Origin of the sequence: Streptomyces sp. NPDC090798, from assembly GCF_044768965.1 — a bacterium.
Classification (GTDB): domain Bacteria; phylum Actinomycetota; class Actinomycetes; order Streptomycetales; family Streptomycetaceae; genus Streptomyces.
Window position 1 is genome coordinate 230476 of sequence record NZ_JBIVXA010000002.1, and the last position, 17930, is coordinate 248405.

The window sequence follows — 17930 nt, forward strand, 5'->3', positions numbered from 1 at the left end:
CGAAAACGACCGCGGCCAGGCACGCGTGGCCTGGCCGCAGTCGGGGTGAGCGTCCCGGACGGGTCAGCGGTGGCCACCCCGGCCGCCACCGTCTCCATAACCGCCGTAACCGCCATGGCCATAACCGCCGTAGCCGCCATAACCGCCGTAGCCGTACCCGTAGCCGTACCCGGGCGCGCCGTACTGTCCGCTAGGTGGCGCGCAGTAGTAGTACGGGGAGCAGCTGTGGGCGGGTGACGAGGCCGAGGGCGTCGGCTCGGGTGCCGAGGGCCGGGGCGACGACTTGGGCACGGTCGGCGACGGTGACTTCGACGGCTCGGGAGGGGCCTGACCCGACGATGTACTCGTCTGTCCGGCGGAGTCCCAGTTGACCGACTCCATCTGGAGCGAGGGCGAGGAGGTGTCCATCGTCCAGTGCTGGTCGGACTCCTCCTTGCGGACCTTGAGGACCAAGGACGCCTCGCCCTTGGCGGAGGCGGGGGTGAGGGCCAGGTCCTGGTTCCAGCGGGGCACCACCGTGCCCTGGAGGGTGAAGTCGTAGCGCACGTTCTTGGTGCCCGGTTGCGACTCGCCGGTGCAGGGCGCCAGTTGGACCGAGTAGCCGAGGTGGGAGTCGAGGCAGAGGTCGGGGGCGGCCAGGTCGCGCAGCAGTCCGTCGTCCTCGTACGACCATTCCTGGCTCGCCGCCGAGGAGCACGGCGTGAGCGCGGCCTCCGTGCCCTTCACGGGATTCTTGCCCACGATGCCGACGCACAGGCCGGTCTCGGTGTTGCGCAGCCGGCCGCGCACGCCGCCCTTCGACGTGTCGCCGGCGCCTATCCAGGACGGGTTCGATCCGGGCGCCTTGGCCGGGCCCGAACTGGGCGAGCCCGAGGGACCGGCGCCGTCGGCCATGCCGGGCGCGCCGTCCGAGTTCTGGGTGACCCACAGGACCAGCGGGACCAGGATCATTCCGCTCACGGTCAGCGCGGCCAGCGCGATGTTGTTGCGGCGCGGGGCGCGGCGGGAGGAGCGCCGGGGCGCCCTGTGCGCCCGCGGGCGGGAGTCACCGGAAGCGCGGCTGAGCGGCGCGGGGCGCGGGGGCTCGCCCGGAACGAGCGGCGCGTGGCTGGGAAGGGGAGGGATTCTGTGCGCGGCCGGGACGGTGTCGTGGGCTTCGGTCACTTCCACGATCGCGTCGACGCGTCCGGGACGGGAGTCGAGGTACGCCGCGGCGCCCCAGCCGAGCAGGGCCTCGGCCAGCGGCAGCGCGAGGTCGCCGTTGAACCGGCTCAACTGGTCGGCGGTGTGACGGCAGTGCCGGCACCGGCCCATGTGCCTGCTCAGATCGGCGTCGAGGTCGACGCCGCCGCGGCGCAGGGACACATCGAGCATCCGGTGGAAGCGACGGCACTCCTCCTCCGGGGCCAGTTCGCGGTGGATTTCCAGGCAGCCCTCGCGCAGGCGTGTCCGGGCCCGCCGCAGTTCCACCAGGGCGTCGTCGTCACCGATGCCCAACAGCCCGGCCGGGATGGCGAGTTGCTCGGCCTCGACCTCGGTGTGCCACAGCAGGCAGCGGGCGGGCTCGGGAAGCCGCTGGAACGCGCGGGACAACTGCCGTCTGTTCTCCGGAGGCAGAAGCCGCGCCATGACCCGGTCGCGGCTGTCGGAATCGGCCAGCAATTCGGGATGGAGCATCTCGCGCCGCTGGTCCCCGAGCCATTCGGCGGTCATACGCCGTACGGTGACCAGCAACTGCGGCCGCCAGGCGGCCGTCGGCCCGGTCTGCCGCAGCGACTCACCGAACAGCCGGGTGAAAGCGGCCGTGGTGAGCATTCCGGCGGGACGCACACCGTTGGTGCACAGGCGCGCGTAAGCGAAGACCGCTTCCCAGTGGCGGTCCAGGAGTTCCCCGACGGGATGGTGCGCGGGCGTGTTCCCCGAGCTCTTCTTCAGGTCCGCCGCGAGCCGCTCATCCGAAACCTCGAACAAGCGACCGGGCGTTGGGGAATGAGACAGCGCTGCGTCATTCACGTCCGCTTTCCTCCCAAAGGTAACGCAGGAATTAGTCCATACCAATGGGTATGTAGCCCGCCCGCCGAAGCGGAGGGACTACCCATGGGGGGTTGTTACCGCAATCGCCCGCAATCGCCCTCCCCGACGGCTCTTTTGAAGGGAGGGGCGCGCGGGCACTCCGTGCGCGCACAGAAGGAAGCGAATTGTCTGCACGCCAACAAGGCACACCTTTGCACAGCGCGCCGAGCCGAAACAAGAGATCTCGCCAGCTTCCCCTTTCCGTGGAGCGCGGGCGGATTGACCGAACGTCAGCAGGGGTCTTCACAAAGGAAATTCAGAATCCCCCACAACCATCGCCGAGCCGCCATACACAAGCCCCCGACCAGGCCTCCGAAGCCCGGAAAGGCCTTCACGGACCCGTTGACGGCCTGGCATGCCCATGCAATGCTCAATATTGGGAGCGCTCCCATTCTCCGTCGTCCACCTCTCGTGGCCGCGGCACAGGATTCACTTCACCCGCTGGGAGCCGCTCATGTCCGCATTCCCGTTGCCCCGCCGCCGCCAAACACACCTGGCGGCCGCCTTGCTCGCGGGGACATTACTCGTCGGCGGCCTCGCGACCGCCCCCTCCGCGAAGGGGCTTTCCACCACCGCCACGGCGACAACCGCCGTACGGGTCAACCAAGTCGGCTATCTGCCGGACGGTCCCAAGCGCGCGACCGTGGTCACCTCCGCGGCGCGGCCGCTCGCTTGGCGGCTGCGCGCCGCCTCGGGCAGGGTGGTCGCCTCGGGGTCGACCGTCGGCCGGGGCACGGACGCGGCCTCCGGGCAGCCGACCCAGGTCGCCGACTTCTCCTCGTACGCGCGGACCGGTTCGGGTTACGTCCTGACGGTCGACGGAATGGTCAGCGATCCCTTCGACATTCGCACGGATCTCTACGACGGGCTGCGCTCCGACGCGCTGGCCTTCTTCTATCACCAGCGCAGCGGCATCCCGATCGAAGCCTCCCTGGTGGGTCCCGCCTATGCGCGGCCCGCCGGGCATCTCGGAGTCGCGCCCAATCAGGGTGACACGAACGTGCCCTGCCAGTTGGGAGTGTGCGACTACACGCAGGACGTCAGGGGCGGTTGGTACGACGCGGGAGACCAGGGCAAATACGTCGTGAACGGCGGCATTTCCACCTGGCTGCTCGTCAATTCCTTCGAACGGGCGAAGAGAGCGGGCACCGCGTCCGCGCTCGGCGACTCGACGCTGCGCGTTCCCGAGCGCGGCAACGGCGTGCCCGACGTCCTGGACGAGGCGCGCTGGGAACTCGACTTCCTGATGCGGATGCAGGTGCCGGACGGCAGACCGTACGCGGGAATGGCGTTCCACAAAGTCCACGACGCCGCCTGGACCGGGCTGCCGACCCGGCCCGAGCAGGACGCCCAGCCACGTGAGCTCCACCCGCCGTCCACCGCCGCCACCCTCAACCTGGCGGCGACGGCGGCCCAGTGTGCCCGTGTCTTCCGGCCCTACGACACCACGTTCGCGGACCGGTGCCTGACCGCCGCCCGCAAGGCCTGGACGGCGGCGCGGGCCAACCCGGCGATGTACGCGCCGGATTCCGACAGCACCGGCGGTGGGGCCTATGGCGACACGCAGGTCACCGACGAGTTCTACTGGGCGGCCGCCGAGTTGTACGCCACGACCGGCGAGCGCGCCTACCGGGACGCGGTGACCTCCTCGCCCTGGCACACCGCCGCGAACGCCTTCACGCCCGGCGGCTTCAGCTGGGCCGACACCGCCGCGCTGGGCAGGCTGACGCTGGCGACCGTACGCACCGGGCTGCCCGCGGCCGACCTCGGGCGGGTGCGCGCCTCGGTGACCGCCGCCGCGGACGGCTATCTGTCCACCATGGCCGGGCAGGGATACGCCGTCCCGATCCCCGCCACCGGGTACGTCTGGGGCTCCAACAGCGCGGTCACCGACAACGCGATCGTCATGGCCGCCGCCCAGGAACTGACCGGGGACCCGCGCTACCGCGCCGGCGTGCTGGAGTCGATGGACTACCTGCTGGGCCGCAACGCCCTGGGTCAGTCGTACGTGACCGGATACGGACAGCGGTACTCCGACAACCAGCACCACCGCTTCTGGGCGCACCAGTACGACCCCTCGCTGCCGCACCCGCCGGCGGGCTCCCTCGCGGGCGGCCCCAACAGCGGGTTGCAGGACCCGGTCGCGCAGGAGCACCTGCCCGGCTGCGCGCCCCAGGCCTGCTACATCGACGACATCGGCTCGTACTCGACGAACGAGGTGGCCATCAACTGGAACGCGCCGCTGGCGTGGCTGGCCGCCTACGCCGCCGAGGACGACTGCGCGGGCGGCCGCGCGGGGCGCCTCGGCTGAGCGCGCTCCCCGCCCGCCACTGGATGGTGGAGCCGTCCTCGGCGGTGACCCTCACCGAGGTGAGGCCGCCGCCGCGGACGGAGAGCACGCCCTCGACGGCCGTGTTCGCCGCGCCGGTCTTGGGCGCGACCGTGCCGCGGGCGGTGGCAATGGCCGACGCGGAAGCCGATTCGGACGTGACGACAGGGCCTAGTGCCCACTGATCGCGCGGGGCGTGTACGGCTCCTCCAGCTGTTCGATCTCCTTCTCCGAGAGCTCCACGTCGAGGGCGGCCACCGCGTCGTCGACGTGCCCCACCTTGGTGGCACCGATGATGGGCGCGGTCACGGTGCTCTGGCGCAGCAGCCAGGCGAGGGCGATCCGGGCACGCGGGACGTCACGCTCGGCGGCGATCCTGGCGACGGCGTCGACGATCTCGCGGTCGCCCGGCTGGTAGAGCCTCTTGCCGTACTCGTCGGTGCGGCTGCGCTCGGTGGTGGTGTCCCAGTCACGGGTGAGCCGACCGCGGGCGAGCGGGCTCCAGGGCAGTACGCCGACGCCTTGGTCCGCGCAGAGCGGCAGCATCTCGCGCTCCTCCTCGCGATAGAGGAGGTTGTAGTGGTTCTGCATGGACACGAACCGCGTCCAGCCGTTGAGCCGGGCCGTGTACTGGGCCTTGGAGAACTGCCACGCGTACATCGAACTCGCCCCGATGTAACGGGCCTTGCCCGCCTTGACCACGTCGTGCAGGGCCTCCATCGTCTCCTCGACGGGAGTGGCGGGGTCGAAGCGGTGGATCTGGTAGAGGTCCACGTAGTCGGTGCCCAGGCGGCGCAGGCTGTTGTCGATCTCCGTCATGACGGCCTTGCGGGACAGCCCGCGCCCGTTGGGGCCGTCGTGCATCGCGCCGTTCACCTTGGTGGCGATCACGATCTCGTCGCGGCGCGCGAACTCCGCCAGCGCGCGGCCGACGATCTCCTCGCTCGTGCCGTCGGAGTACACGTTCGCCGTGTCGAAGAAGGTGATCCCAGCGTCCAGCGCGCGGCGGATCAGGGGGCGGGAACCGTCGTCGTCGAGCGTCCACTCGTGGGGCCCCCGGTCGGGCAGCCCGAAACTCATGCAGCCCAGGCAGATCCGGGACACGTCCAGGCCCGTCGAACCGAGCTTCACGTACTGCATGTTCACTCCTGCTTTCCGTGGGGTGGAAGGGCGCCCGCCGACCCGGCCGCGGCGAGCCGGGGACAAGAGCTCCGGGAAAGCCATTCCCGATCGCCGTTCGCTTAGTCGCGAGGGCGCGGCACAGTACTTGCCTCCGAGGAGTTCGTACGACGGTCGGCGGGCGCGGGTCGACTCCCTGGCGGTAGGGGTATGGGATGCGGGCTGAGCTGTGGTGATGCCTCGGACGTATCGCCGAATGCGAAACGGGTCTTGGACCCGGAGCACTTCCCGCGCACAAGGTGGAGTCACCACCCCGGTGCCGCATCGGGGCGGCCCCTGTTCGTCCTGTCGAAGGAATGCACCATGCGCGTATTCGTCACCGGCGCGACCGGATTCATCGGTTCCGCCGTCGTCCGTGAACTCCTCGAAACGGGGCATCAGGTCCTCGGCCTCGCCCGATCGGCCGCAGCCGCCTCGGCGCTGACGGCCGTCGGCGCCGAGGCGCACCGCGGCTCCCTCGACGACCCGGACAGCCTGCACGAGGGTGCCGCCGCGGCGGACGGCGTGATCCATCTGGCCTTCAACCACGACTTCTCGGACTACGTCGCCAGCGGCAGGCTGGACCTGCGTGCCGTCGAGGCTCTCGGAGCGGCGCTCGAAGGGACCGGCAAGCCGCTCGTGGTGACCTCGGGAACCCTGATGCTCACCATGATGGCGCCGGGTCGCCTCGGGACCGAGGAGATCGCGCCCGATCCCGGGTCGGGGGCACCCCGGATCGCTTCGGAGAGCGCGGCCATGGCCCTGGCCGCGCGCGGGGTGCGCGCTTCGGTCGTGCGGCTCTCGCCGACCGTGCACGGCGAGGGCGACAGGGGCTTCGTCCCGGGCCTGATCGACATCGCCCGCGAGACCGGTGTGTCGGCCTTCGTCGGTGACGGATCCAACCGCTGGCCGGCCGTGCACCGGCTCGACGCGGCTCACCTGTTCCGGCTGGCGGTGGAAGCCGCCCCGGCCGGCTCGATCCTGCACGGGGCCGCCGAAGAGGGTGTGCCCTTCCGTGACATCGCCGAACTCATCGGCCGCCGGCTGAAGCTGCCGGTCGCCGGGATCGCGGCCGAGGACGCGAGCCGGCACTTCGGCTTTCTCGCCGCCGCCGTGCCCCTCGACAACCCGACCTCGAGCGTCCTGACCCAGAAGCTGCTCGGGTGGCATCCCGAGCACCCCGCACTCGTCCCGGACCTCGAAACAGGCCACTACTTCAACGACTGAGCGAGCCGCTCGAGCGGGTCGAACCCGGCGACTTCATCACCCTTCCGTGCCGGGCCGGGATGCGCTGCCCGGAACCGTCGTGTCCCATGAAGTCAGGATCTTCCCACCGGTGGAACCCCGTCCCCGGCCATTCCCTCTAGCAGGGCGACGAGGAGGTCGGTATGGAAGACGGCCCCCAGACGGTGAGCGGCAGACCCACGCGGCAGCTCGTGCCCGCGGCGCCTGCCGCCTCGCCCGAGGTGTGGCGCTGGCGGCCCGAACTGAAGCGGGCGCTGCCCGCGCTGTGGCTGTTCGCCGCCGTGCGGCTGACAGGCGTGGTCATGGTGACCGCCTGGTCGCTGCACCTGGGCCGGCACCCGCGCAATGTGCTCGGTCTGGAATGGGACGGCGGCTGGTACTGGCACATCGCCCGGTACGGCTACGGCACGATCGTCGTCGCCAAGTCCGGCCACGGGGTCATCTACAACGACCTGGCGTTCTTCCCGCTCTTCCCCGGACTGATCCACGGCCTGAACACGGTCCTGCCGATCGGCCCGGTCAACGCGGCGCTCGTCATCTCCTGGATCGCCGCCGCCGTGGCCGCCTGGGGCGTGTACGCGGTCGGCGAGCTGCTGTACGGACGACGGGTCGGCCTGGCGCTCGCGGCCCTGTGGGCGCTGCTGCCGCACGCCGTCGTACTGACCATGGCGTACACCGAGTCCCTCATGACGGCCTTCGCCGCCTGGGCGCTCTACGCGGCGCTGACCCACCGCTGGCTGACCTCCGGGGCGCTGGCGGCGCTGGCCGGGCTGTGCCGCCCCAACGGTTTCACCGTGGCCGCCGCCGTCATCACGGCCGCCGCCGCCCATCTATGGCAGCGCCACCGCGACGGGAGACCCACCGTCCCGCGCGCCTGGGCGGCGATGCTCCTGGCGCCCGCCGGGTGGCTCGGGTACGTCGCCTGGGTGGGGCTGCGTACACACGACCTGACCGGCTACTTCCGGGTGCAGAGTCTGTGGGGCTCGCGGTTCGACTTCGGTCACTACACCGCGCACATGTTCAAGCACCTGGTCGTCGGGCACGACACCCTGGTCGTCTATCTCTCCGCCGGAATCGTCCTCGGCTGCCTCCTGCTGTTCGTCCTCGGCGTCCTGGACCGACAGCCGCTGCCGCTTCTCGTGTACTCGGGGATTCTCCTCGTCATCGCCCTCGGCGACGCCCACTTCTTCACGAGCAGACCCCGACTGCTGCTGCCCGCCTTCCCCCTGCTGCTGCCGTTCGCCCTCTCCCTGGCCCGCGCCCAGCGGCGCACGGTCGTCGTCCTGCTCATCGGCCTGGCCGGATTCTCCCTCTTCTACGGCACCTATCTGCTGACCGTTTCCCACGAGGCCCTGTGACCGCAGGTGCGGCGAGGTCCGTATGATCCGAAGAGTGACGCGTTTCTCCGTCCTCGACCGCTCGCGCACCCGCGAGGGGCACGACGCCGCCGAGGCCCTGCGGGACACCGTGCGCCTGGCCCAGGAGCTGGAAGGGCTCGGGTACCACCGGATCTGGGTCTCGGAGCACCATGGCGTGCCCGGGGTCGCCGGGTCCGCGCCCACCGTGCTGGCCGCCGCGGTCGCCGCCGCCACCCGGACGATCCGGGTCGGCACCGGCGGGGTGATGCTGCCCAACCACCAGCCCCTGATCGTGGCCGAGCAGTTCGGTGTGCTCGAGTCCCTGTTCCCCGGGCGGATCGACATGGGGCTCGGGCGTTCGGTCGGCTTCACGGACGGGGTGCGCAGGGCGCTGGGGCGGGACAAGGACGTCGCCGACGACTTCGCGGGACAGCTCGACGAACTGCTCGGCTGGTTCGGCGGCCCGTCGTCGACGGGGGTGCACGCGCGCCCCTCGGAGGGGCTGACCGTGCCGCCCTTCGTACTCGCCCTGAACGAGGGCGCCACGATCGCGGCGCGGGCGGGCCTGCCCCTGGTCATCGGGGACATCAGGAACCGGGAGAAGATGCGGCGCGGGATCGACCACTACCGCGCGACGTTCCGCCCCTCCGTCTGGGCGGCGGAGCCGTACGTCGTCGTCTCCGGCGCCGTCGCGGTCGCCGAGACGCCGGACGAGGCGATGCGGCTGCTCCTCCCCGAGGCGTGGTCGATGGCGTACGCCCGCACGCACGGCACCTTCCCGCCGCTGCCGCCCGCCGAGCGGGTCGAGGAGCTTGCGATGAACGGCAAGGAGCGGCATTTCTACGAGTCGGCGCTCGCGGGGCAGATCTCGGGCACCGAGAAACAGGTCGAGCACGAGCTGGAGATGTTGATCGAGGAGACCGGCGCGCAGGAGGTGCTGGTCACGACCAGTACGTACGACCGCGGGGCCCTGCTGGACTCCTTCCGGAGGCTCGCCCGGGTCGCGGGACTGACCGCCGCCTAGAATCGTGGGGTTTGCCCCGAGCCCCCCGCCAGGAGTCCCGTCGATGTCCGACCCGTACCGCCGCCACGACTCGTACGTCCGTGTGCGGGGCGCCCGCGAGCACAACCTCCAGGGCGTGGACGTCGACATTCCGCGCGATGTCCTCGTGGTCTTCACCGGGGTCTCGGGCTCGGGCAAGTCCTCGCTGGCGTTCGGCACGATCTACGCGGAGGCCCAGCGCCGCTACTTCGAGTCGGTGGCGCCGTACGCGCGACGGCTGATCCACCAGGTGGGGGCGCCGAAGGTCGGGGACATCACCGGGCTGCCGCCCGCGGTCTCGCTCCAGCAGCGCCGCTCGGCGCCCACCTCACGCTCGTCCGTGGGCACGGTCACCAACCTCTCCAACTCCCTGCGGATGCTGTTCTCGCGTGCGGGCGACTATCCGCAGGGCGCCGAACGCCTCGACTCGGACGCCTTCTCGCCGAACACGGCCGCCGGGGCCTGCCCGGAGTGTCACGGTCTCGGCCAGGTCCACCGTACGACCGAGGAGTCGCTGGTCCCGGACCCGTCGCTGTCGATCCGCGAGGGCGCGATCGCCGCGTGGCCCGGTGCCTGGCAGGGCAAGAACCTGCGCGACGTCCTCGACACGCTGGGGTACGACGTGGACCGGCCGTGGCGCGAGCTGCCGGCCGAGCAGCGGGAGTGGATCCTGTTCACGGACGAGCAGCCGGTCGTCACCGTGCATCCGGTGCGGGACGCGGACCGGATCCAACGCCCCTACCAGGGCACGTACATGAGCGCCCGGCGCTACGTCATGAAGACGTTCTCCGATTCGAAGAGCCCGACGCTGCGGGCCAGGGCCGAGCGGTTCCTGACCAGCGCCCCGTGCCCGGTGTGCGGCGGCAGCCGGCTGCGTCCCGAGGCGCTGGCCGTGACCTTCGCGGGCCGCACGATCGCCGAACTGGCGGCGCTGCCGCTGTCCGAGCTGGCCGGGACCCTGGAACCCCGGGGAGAGGCGGCCCGGGTCCTCACCGACGACCTGCGGGCACGGATCGCCCCTGTCGTCGAACTCGGTCTCGGTTACCTCAGCCTCGGCCGGCCCACCCCGACCCTCTCCGCGGGCGAGCTGCAACGACTGCGGCTGGCCACGCAGTTGCGCTCCGGTCTGTTCGGTGTCGTGTACGTCCTCGACGAACCGTCCGCGGGTCTGCACCCGGCGGACACGGAGGCCCTGCTCACGGTCCTGGACCGGCTGAAGGCGGCGGGCAACTCGGTGTTCGTGGTCGAGCACCATCTGGATGTCGTGCGGGGTGCCGACTGGCTCGTCGACGTCGGTCCGCGGGCGGGTGAGCACGGCGGGCGGGTGCTGCACAGCGGTCCGGTGGCGGAGCTGGCCGGGGTGGCGGGGTCGGCCACGGCCCGCTTCCTCTTCGACCGCTCCCCCGCACCGCAGCATGAAGTCCGTTCCGGGCGGGGGCAGTTGAGGGTGGGTCCGGTGAGCCGCCACAACCTGCGCGGGGTGAGCGCCGCGTTCCCGCTCGGTGTGTTGACCGCCGTCACGGGCGTCTCCGGCTCGGGCAAGTCCACCCTCATCGGCGAGGTGACGGAGGAGCTGGAGGGGGTGGGACGGCTCGTCTCCGTCGACCAGAAGCCCATCGGCCGTACCCCGCGCTCGAATCTCGCCACGTACACGGGGCTCTTCGACGTCGTGCGCAAGGTCTTCGCCGACGCGGAGGAGGCGCGAAGGCGCGGCTACGGGGTGGGGCGCTTCTCCTTCAACGTCGCGGGCGGGCGCTGCGAGACCTGCCAGGGCGAGGGGTTCGTGAGCGTGGAGCTGCTGTTCCTGCCGAGCACCTACGCTCCCTGTCCGGACTGCGGTGGGGCGCGCTACAACCCCGAGACGCTCGAAGTGACCTACCGCGGACGGAACATCGCACAGGTCCTGGACATGACGGTGGAGGCCGCGGCGGAGTTCTTCGCCGACACCCCGCCCGTCGCACGCAGCCTCGCCACGCTCCTCGACGTGGGTCTGGGCTATCTGCGACTCGGCCAGCCCGCCACGGAGTTGTCCGGCGGCGAGGCCCAGCGCATCAAGCTGGCCGGCGAGTTGCAGCGGGTCCGCCGGGGTCACACCCTCTACCTCCTCGACGAGCCGACGACCGGGCTGCACCCCGCCGATGTCGAGGTGCTGATGCGCCAGTTGCACGGCCTGGTCGACGCGGGACACACCGTCGTGGTCGTCGAGCACGACATGTCGGTGGTCGCCGGCGCGGACTGGGTGATCGACCTGGGGCCGGGCGGCGGGGACGCGGGCGGCCGGATCGTGGCCGCGGGCCCCCCGGCCGAGGTGGCGCGGACGGAGGGGAGCACGACGGCTCCGTACCTCACCCGGGCACTCGCTCGGGGCCGGTAGCCCCGTACCGCCGACCACCGGCCCCTGTCCCTTCAGGTCGCCTCGTCCTGATACGTCAGCGATGTGCGAGGACCGACGCGCGCGGGCCCTGGGAATGCAACCCCCCTTGCGCCGCGCGGGCCAGCTCCCGTCGATCCGGGTGGTTGCCCGGGGCCAGCGTGGGCCGTACCTCGACCTCCGCCACCAGCCCGCGTGCCGAGGCCACCCGCCACAGGGAGGCGAGCAGCGAGTCGTTTCCGACGAAGGCGGGCGCGGTGCTCGCCACTCCCCCGGCCAGCCGGTAGTGGATGTGCACCGGCTGGACCGGCACCCCCGCGTCGAGCGCGGCCTGGAAGACGGCCCGCCGGAAGTGTCCCTGCGCCCTGCCGCACCAGGTGCTGCCCTCCGGGAAGGCCACGACGGCCGCCCCGTCGCGCAGCAGCCCGGCGATCCGCGCCACCGTGTCCGGCAGCGCGCGCAGCCGGTCGCGCTCGATGAACAGGACTCCGCCGCGCGCGGCCAGCGGTCCCGCCACCGGCCACTGCCGTATCTCGGACTTGGCGAGCATCCTGGCCGGCCGGACGGCGGCGAGGAGCGGGATGTCCAGCCAGGAGATGTGGTTGGCGACGATCAGCAGCCCGCCGGTGGGGGCTGCGGGGCCGGTGACGCGGACGCGGACGCCCGCGGCCCGCACGATCGCCCGGCACCAGCGCCGTACCGGCTCGGCGGGGATCCGCCCGCCGAGCGGCAACAGCACGACCCCGGTGGCGACCACGACCAGGACCGCCGCGAGCCGCAGCACGGCACGCGGTACGGCCGTGGCGGACCCCGTCGCCTCGACGCACGCCCCGGGGGTGCAGGGCGCGCTGGGCAGCCAGAGGCTCATCAGGCCGGGACGAGCGAGAGGAAGTGCCGCAGATAGCGCGGGTTGACCCGGCGCATCGACAGCAGCACGAACAGGTCCGCGACCCCGAAGTCCGGGTCGTGCGCGGGTGCGGCGCAGACCCAGGCGCCGAGCCGGAGATAACCGCGCAGAAGCGGGGGCAGTTCGGTGCGGGGCCGGCCGGTGACACCCTCCGCGGTCCAGGGCAGCAGCGGTCGTACCTGGTACTCCGCGGGTGCCAGGTGCTTGGCCCGCACCCGGTCCCAGGTTCCGGCCGCGAGCTCGCCGCCGTCGGCGAGCGGGATCGAGCAGCAGCCCGCGAGCCATTCGTGGCCGCCCTCGACCATGTAACGGGCTATCCCGGCCCAGATGAGGCCGATGACGGCGCCGTCGCGGTGGTCGGGGTGTACGCAGGAGCGCCCGACCTCGACGAGTCCCGGGCGGATCGCGTCGAGCGGGGTCAGCTCGAACTCGCCCTCCGAGTAGAGCCGGCCGGCGATCGCGGCGCGCTCCGGGGGCAGCAGGCGGTAGGTGCCGACGACCTGGTCGGTCAGCGTGTCACGGACCAGCAGGTGATCGCAGTAGGCGTCGAAGGCGTCGATGTCGAGCCCCGGCTGCGGCGTGGTCAGCAGGGCACCCATCTCCCCGGCGAAGACGTCGTGCCGCAGCCGCTGCGCGGCCCGGACGTCGTCCTCGCAACGGGCGAGGGAGACGGTGTAACGGGTGGGGGCCAGGGGCTGCGGGGGGCTGTCGAGGGTGGAAACGCCGGTCATGGCACTCTCCTGGTCACGGGCCGGTTCGGCACAGCGGCGGCAGACCGGTTCGGTACGGCCCGCGCGCTCCTGTTCTTCCGATGCCGGTTGGCGTGCGCGTGACCTGTGCCAGGAGCCAGGATGTGGGGATGTTGAATGCCAGATGATTGCCCCCAATGCGAGACGGGACCGGGGATGAGCACCACTCCCGGCCCCGCCCGTCCGCACAGATCCGGCGAACGTCTTCTGAACAATTCAGCTCAGCACGAGCGCCCCGAAAGGGGCGCGGGGAACTGCGCGATCGGCCCCCACCGACCCGCAGTCGAACCACCGCCTCAGCGACGCCCTGACCTACGAGCGGCTCGCAGCCACTCCTTGTTCATCCCGGTGATGGAAACCAGCGGAATCCCCTTCGGGCAGGCGGTGGCGCACTCCCCGGCCAGCGTGCACCCGCCGAACCCCTCCTCGTCCATCTGCGCCACCATGTCCAGCACCCGCGTCTCCCGCTCGGGCGCCCCCTGCGGCAACACGTTCAGATGGTTGATCTTCGCCGAGGTGAAGAGCATCGCGGCCCCGTTGGGACAGGCGGCCACACACGCACCGCACCCGATGCACTCGGCGTGCTCGAACGCGAAGTCGGCGTCCGGCTTCGGTACGGGCGTCGCGTGGGCCTCGGGCGCGGCGCCGGTCGGGGCGGTGACGTACCCGCCGGCCTGGATGATCCGGTCGAAGGCCGACCGGTCCACGACGAGGTCCTTCACGACCGGGAAGGCGGAGGCGCGCCACGGCTCGACGTCGATCGTGTCGCCGTCCCGGAAGGACCGCATGTGCAGCTGACAGGTGGTGGTGCGCTCGGGTCCGTGGGCGTCGCCGTTGATGACCAGGCTGCACGCGCCGCAGATCCCCTCGCGGCAGTCGTGGTCGAAGGCGACGGGGTCCTCGCCCTTGAGGATGAGTTCCTCGTTGAGGGTGTCGAGCATCTCCAGGAAGGACATGTCGGCCGAGATGTCGTCCACTTCGTACGTGGACATCGCTCCGTCGGCGTCGGCGTTCTTCTGGCGCCAGACGCGCAGGGTGAGCTTCATGCGTAGCTCCGCTGGGTGGGGTGGACGTACTCGAAGACCAGGTCTTCCTTGTGCAGGACGGGCGCGGCGCCGGTGTCGGTGAACTCCCAGGCGGCGGCGTACGAGAACTCCTCGTCCTTGCGGGCGGCCTCGCCGTCCGGGGTCTGGGACTCCTCGCGGAAGTGCCCACCGCAGGACTCGGACCGGTGCAGCGCGTCGAGGCACATCAGCTCGGCGAGCTCCAGGTAGTCGACGACGCGGTTGGCCTTTTCGAGGGACTGGTTGAACTCCTCGCCGGTGCCCGGGACCTTGATGCGCCGCCAGAACTCCTCGCGGATCTGCGGGATGCGCTCCAGGGCCTTGCGCAGACCCGGCTCCGTACGGGCCATGCCGCAGAACTCCCACATGAGTTCGCCGAGTTCGCGGTGGAAGGAGTCGGGGGTGCGGTCGCCGTCGACGGCCAGGAGCAGCCGCAGCCGGTCCTCGGTCTCGGCCAGCACCTCCTGGACGGCGGGGTGTTCGTCCGTCACCTCGGCGTGGTGCGGGTTGCGGGCGAGGTAGTCGTTGATGGTGGACGGCAGCACGAAGTAGCCGTCGGCGAGGCCCTGCATCAGTGCCGAGGCGCCGAGGCGGTTGGCGCCGTGGTCGGAGAAGTTCGCCTCGCCGATCGCGAACAGGCCGGGGATGGTGGTCTGGAGGTCGTAGTCGACCCACAGTCCGCCCATCGTGTAGTGCACGGCCGGGTAGATCCGCATCGGCACGGTGTACGGGTCCTCGGCGGTGATCCGGGCGTACATGTCGAAGAGGTTGCCGTACTTCTCCTCGACCTTCGCCCTGCCCATGCGCCGGATGGCGTCGGCGAAGTCCAGGTAGACGCCCTGTCCGCCCGGGCCCACTCCCCTGCCCTCGTCGCAGACGTTCTTGGCGGCGCGCGAGGCGATGTCGCGCGGGACCAGGTTGCCGAAGGAGGGGTAGATCCGCTCCAGGTAGTAGTCGCGCTCGTCCTCGGGGATCTCGTTCGGCGGGCGGGTGTCACCCTGGGCCTTCGGGACCCAGATGCGGCCGTCGTTGCGCAGCGACTCGCTCATCAGGGTGAGCTTGGACTGGTGGTCGCCGGTGCGCGGGATGCAGGTGGGGTGGATCTGGGTGAAGCAGGGGTTGGCGAAGTAGGCGCCGCGCCGGTGCGCCCGCCAGACGGCGGTGGCGTTGGAGTTCATGGCGTTCGTCGAGAGGTAGAAGACGTTGCCGTAGCCACCGCTGGCCAGGACGACGGCGTCCGCGTAGTACGTGTCGATACGGCCGGTGACGAGATCCCGTGCCACGATGCCGCGCGCCCGTCCGTCGACCACGATCAGGTCGAGCATCTCGGTGCGCGGATGCATCTCGATGTTGCCGGCCGCGATCTGCCGCGACAGGGCCTGGTAGGCGCCGAGCAGGAGTTGCTGGCCCGTCTGGCCGCGGGCGTAGAAGGTGCGGGACACCTGGACGCCGCCGAAGGAACGGGTGTCGAGGAGACCGCCGTACTCACGCGCGAACGGCACGCCCTGGGCGACGCACTGGTCGATGATCTCGACCGAGATCTGCGCGAGCCGGTGGACGTTGGACTCGCGGGCCCGGAAGTCGCCGCCCTTGACGGTGTCGTAGAACAGCCGGTGGACGGAGTCGCCGTCGTTGCGGTAGTTCTTCGCCGCGTTGATGCCGCCCTGGGCGGCGATCGAGTGGGCGCGCCGGGGCGAGTCCTGGTAGCAGAACTGGACGACGTGGTAGCCCTGTTCGGCGAGCGTGGCGCCCGCCGAGCCGCCCGCGAGGCCGGTGCCGACGACGATCACCGTGTGCTTGCGGCGGTTGGCGGGGTTGACGAGCTTGGCCTCGAAGCGGCGGGTGTCCCAGCGCTCGTTGACCGGGCCTTCGGGGGCCTTGCTGTCGACGACGGGCGCACCGGTCGTGTACGTGGCGTATTCAGAGGCTGCGGTCATGTCAGCTCACCAATCCGGTCATGACACCGACGGGTATGGAGATGAAGCCCACCGTCAGCACCAGCGCGAGGACGTTGGCGACGGTCTTGAGGACGCGGTCGCGGGTGCGGCTGCCGGCGCCCAGGGTCTGTGCGGCGCTCCAGAAGCCGTGCCGGATGTGAAGGCCGAGCGCGAGCATCGCGACGATGTAGATCACGTCGCCGTACCAGGTCGAGAAGGTGTCGATCACGTTCTGGTACGGGTGTCCGGACTGGAAGCCGCCGGGGTGCACGGTGCCGGTCGTCAGGTCGAGGATGTGCCAGACGATGAACAGGCCGAGGATGATCCCGCCCCAGCGCATCGTGCGGGTCGCGTAGCTGGACCTGGGTTTCTTGTGGACGTACTTGCTCGGGCGCGCCCTGATGTCGCGGCGGCTGAGCTGGTACGCGGCGGTGGCGTGGGCGACGACGGCGACGACCAGGACCACGCGGACGAGCCACAGGGCCCACTCGTAGTGCAGGAAGGGCTCACCGAGAGTGCGCAGCCAGTGGGCGTAGTGGTTGAAATCGCCCGAACCGAAGAAGATCTTCAGGTTTCCGAACATGTGCACGACCAGGTACAGCAGCATGATCAGGCCGCTGACCGCCATCACGGTCTTCTTCCCGACGGAGCTGTCCCACACGGTGCGCGTCATCGACGGTCGTCGGTCCGTCCGCGTTGCCAGAGCCATGTCTCAGAAGCTAGGGGCACGGGTGCCGATCGGTCCAAGACATGGTCCGGCTGGTTTCAATAGCTGAAGCCTATGATGGGTGGATGCAGTTCCAGCAGCTCCAGTACTTCGTGGCGGTCGCCGAGACCCGGCACTTCACCCGGGCCGCCGATCTGGTCCATGTCGCCCAGCCGTCCCTGTCCCAGCAGATCAAGGCGCTGGAACGGGAGTTGGGGGCGGATCTCTTTCTCCGCGCGCGGGGCAACATCACACTGACGGACGCGGGCGAGGCGCTGCTGCCGCTGGCCCGGCGCATCCTGGCCGACGCGGACACGGCCCGGCACGAGGTGCAGGAACTGGCCCAGCTGCGCAGCGGCCGGATCCGCCTGGGCGCGACGCCGAGCCTGTGCACCGGCCTGCTTCCGGACGTCCTGCGTGCCTTCCACGACCGCTATCCCGGCATCCGGCTGCTGATCGAGGAGGGCGGCTCCCACGATCTCGTACGGGAACTCGCGCGCGGCGCGTTGGATCTCGCCCTGGTCGTCCTCCCGCTGCCCACCCCCTCCCCCGCGCTGACGACGGTGGAGCTGCTGCGCGAGGATCTGGTCGTGGTGTCGTCACCGGATGCGCCCGCGCCGGGGACCGGCCGCACCGTGCGCATCCCCGACCTGGAGGGCGAACGCCTTGTGATGTTCCGGCACGGCTACGACCTGCGGGAACTGACCGTCGCCGCCTGCCGCGCCGAGGGCTTCGAGCCGGACTTCGCCGTCGAGGGCGGCGAGATGGACGCGGTGCTGGGTTTCGTCAGGGCGGGACTCGGCGTGGCCGTCGTCCCGCGCATGGTCGCGACGCGCTCGGGACGCGGCCTGCGGGTGACACCGCTCGCGCGCCCCGGGCTCCACCGCACCATCGCCCTGGCCCACCGCAGCGATGTGGCTCCGCCTCGCGCGGCCCGCGAACTCCAGCGGATGCTGCTGGAACGCTGACCGGCGCAGGGGGCTTCGGAGGT

Annotated in this window: 13 protein-coding genes; 6 read left to right on the forward strand and 7 right to left on the reverse strand. The window is 71.0% G+C overall.

What is annotated here, in order from left to right:
• Positions 1-63 precede the first annotated feature (63 nt).
• Positions 64-1971, reverse strand: a complete 1908-nt coding sequence (locus ACIQTP_RS05310) for a ricin-type beta-trefoil lectin domain protein (RefSeq protein WP_403396489.1) — start codon at positions 1969-1971, stop codon at positions 64-66.
• A gap of 556 nt (positions 1972-2527) precedes the next feature.
• Between ACIQTP_RS05310 and ACIQTP_RS05315 the strand changes: the two genes are divergently transcribed.
• A complete protein-coding gene (locus tag ACIQTP_RS05315) occupies positions 2528-4384 on the forward strand; it encodes a glycoside hydrolase family 9 protein (RefSeq protein ID WP_403396492.1) in 1857 nt (618 codons plus the stop codon).
• Between the two features lie 189 nt (positions 4385-4573).
• On the opposite strand, the gene ACIQTP_RS05320 is transcribed toward ACIQTP_RS05315, so the two are convergent.
• Entirely contained in the window at positions 4574-5542 is a 969-nt protein-coding gene (locus ACIQTP_RS05320; protein WP_402033809.1) for an aldo/keto reductase, read from the reverse strand.
• A gap of 342 nt (positions 5543-5884) precedes the next feature.
• Here ACIQTP_RS05320 and ACIQTP_RS05325 point away from each other — a divergent pair, with 342 nt between their 5' ends.
• The 4 genes from ACIQTP_RS05325 (at position 5885) to ACIQTP_RS05340 (ending at position 11579) form a co-directional block, all read left to right on the forward strand.
• On the forward strand, positions 5885-6787 hold the full coding sequence (locus ACIQTP_RS05325) for an SDR family oxidoreductase (RefSeq protein ID WP_403396494.1): 903 nt from the start codon (positions 5885-5887) through the stop codon (positions 6785-6787).
• Positions 6788-6948: 161 nt separating this feature from the next.
• Positions 6949-8163, forward strand: coding sequence for a glycosyltransferase family 39 protein (locus tag ACIQTP_RS05330; protein ID WP_403396495.1), 1215 nt, complete (start codon positions 6949-6951; stop codon positions 8161-8163).
• 34 nt (positions 8164-8197) lie between these two features.
• The gene (locus tag ACIQTP_RS05335) at positions 8198-9187 is read left to right on the forward strand and encodes an LLM class flavin-dependent oxidoreductase (RefSeq protein ID WP_403396497.1); all 990 of its coding nucleotides are present in this window, start codon (positions 8198-8200) and stop codon (positions 9185-9187) included.
• Positions 9188-9230: 43 nt separating this feature from the next.
• A complete protein-coding gene (locus ACIQTP_RS05340; RefSeq protein ID WP_403396500.1) occupies positions 9231-11579 on the forward strand; it encodes an ATP-binding cassette domain-containing protein in 2349 nt (782 codons plus the stop codon).
• A 55-nt stretch (positions 11580-11634) separates the two neighbouring features.
• Here ACIQTP_RS05340 and ACIQTP_RS05345 read toward each other — a convergent pair whose 3' ends face one another.
• The 5 genes from ACIQTP_RS05345 to ACIQTP_RS05365 all read right to left on the reverse strand — a co-directional run bounded on the left by ACIQTP_RS05345 (position 11635) and on the right by ACIQTP_RS05365 (position 16906).
• Entirely contained in the window at positions 11635-12444 is an 810-nt protein-coding gene (locus tag ACIQTP_RS05345; RefSeq protein ID WP_403396502.1) for a lysophospholipid acyltransferase family protein, read from the reverse strand.
• The gene (locus ACIQTP_RS05350; protein WP_403396504.1) at positions 12444-13214 is read right to left on the reverse strand and encodes a GNAT family N-acetyltransferase; all 771 of its coding nucleotides are present in this window, start codon (positions 13212-13214) and stop codon (positions 12444-12446) included. The genes ACIQTP_RS05345 and ACIQTP_RS05350 overlap by 1 nt, the downstream gene beginning before the upstream one ends.
• A 314-nt stretch (positions 13215-13528) precedes the next feature.
• Entirely contained in the window at positions 13529-14278 is a 750-nt protein-coding gene (locus ACIQTP_RS05355) for a succinate dehydrogenase/fumarate reductase iron-sulfur subunit (RefSeq protein WP_403396506.1), read from the reverse strand.
• Positions 14275-16233, reverse strand: a complete 1959-nt coding sequence (locus tag ACIQTP_RS05360) for a fumarate reductase/succinate dehydrogenase flavoprotein subunit (RefSeq protein ID WP_403396509.1) — start codon at positions 16231-16233, stop codon at positions 14275-14277. Before ACIQTP_RS05360 ends, ACIQTP_RS05355 begins: the two co-directional genes overlap by 4 nt.
• A 1-nt stretch (position 16234) precedes the next feature.
• On the reverse strand, positions 16235-16906 hold the full coding sequence (locus ACIQTP_RS05365) for a succinate dehydrogenase (protein WP_403397263.1): 672 nt from the start codon (positions 16904-16906) through the stop codon (positions 16235-16237).
• 119 nt (positions 16907-17025) lie between these two features.
• On the opposite strand from ACIQTP_RS05365, the gene ACIQTP_RS05370 reads away from it, so the two are divergent.
• On the forward strand, positions 17026-17907 hold the full coding sequence (locus ACIQTP_RS05370) for a LysR family transcriptional regulator (protein WP_389600172.1): 882 nt from the start codon (positions 17026-17028) through the stop codon (positions 17905-17907).
• Positions 17908-17930 lie beyond the last annotated feature (23 nt).